The 1,271-nt window shown below is 59.1% G+C and carries 1 protein-coding gene; it reads left to right on the top strand.

The genetic code is table 11. From position 1 onward, the window contains the following. The first annotated feature begins 63 nt into the window (after positions 1-63). Positions 64-1,253 (top strand): IS3 family transposase gene (locus AC1D2N_RS36175; protein ID WP_130748841.1). Its coding sequence is split into 2 segments (ribosomal slippage): positions 64-316 and positions 316-1,253, totalling 1,191 coding nucleotides; the frame shifts between segments, so codons are not numbered across the junction. Positions 1,254-1,271 lie beyond the last annotated feature (18 nt).

Raw genomic sequence — 1,271 nt, 5'->3', positions numbered from 1 at the left:
TGACCTGCCACTGAGAATTTCCTCCAGAATGGATTAGAGTCCGGCCTATTAAGGGACGGACGAATGAAGAAGCAGAGATTTACGGAAGAGCAGATTATCGGTGTGCTGAAGGAGCAGGAGGCTGGCGCGAAGGCGGCCGACCTCTGCCGCAAGCACGGGATTTCAGAAGCGACGTTTTATAACTGGAAAGCCAAATATGGCGGCATGGAAGTCTCCGAGGCGAAGCGGCTGAAGGCGCTTGAGGACGAGAATACCAGGCTGAAGAAGCTGCTGGCCGAACAGATGCTTGATGCAGCCGCGCTCCGCGAGCTTCTTGCAAAAAAATGGTAGGGCCTGCCGCCAAGCGTGAAGCCGTCACGCATCTGAAGGCCGTCATGGGTCTTTCGGAACGGCGGGCCTGCCAGATCGTATCCGCCGACCGCAAGACGATCCGTTATCGGTCCAATCGACCGCCGGAGGTCGATCTGCGAGCGAAGCTGCGTGACCTCGCTAATGAGCGACGGCGTTTCGGGTACCGGCGGCTATTCATCCTGCTTCGGCGAGACGGAGAGCCGTCCGGGGTCAATCGCATATACCGTCTTTATCGCGAGGAAGGGCTTTCCGTTCGCAAGCGAAAGGCCCGTCGGCGTGCTGTCGGCACGCGTGCGCCGATCCTGGTCGAAGCGAAGGCCAATGCCCGCTGGTCGCTGGATTTCGTGCATGACCAGTTTGCCTGCGGTAGACGCTTCCGGGTGCTAAACGTTGTCGATGATGTGACGCGCGAATGCCTGGCGGCAATCCCCGACACGTCGATCTCCGGTCGCCGTGTTGCTCGGGAACTGACGACGCTGATCGAACGACGCGGCAAGCCTGACATGATTGTCTCCGACAACGGCACCGAATTCACCTCGAATGCCATTCTTGCCTGGTCGAAGGATCACAAGGTCGAGTGGCACTACATCGCGCCGGGAAAGCCAATGCAGAACGGCTATGTCGAGAGTTTCAACGGTCGCATGCGCGACGAGTTGCTCAACGAGAGCCTCTTCTTCGGCCTCGATCATGCCCGCAGCGCCATCGCTGAATGGGCTGAGGATTATAACCATTTCCGGCCGCACTCATCGCTCGGATATCAGACCCCGGCAGACTATGCCGGGACCATCGCCGCAACCGGCTCCAACGCTACGCAAGATGAAAGCTCCGCGTTTCCGCCGGTTGCTCACACCGCGCCATTTGGCGTATTCAAAGCCGCCGAGGCTCTAACCGCCGCTGGATGAAAGTTCAGTGGCAGGTCA

The sequence above is a fragment of the Rhizobium sp. P1_B8 genome, from assembly GCF_056406515.1.
The sequence above is the reverse complement of the archived record's forward strand: the minus strand, read 5'-3'. Positions and strand labels throughout refer to the sequence as shown.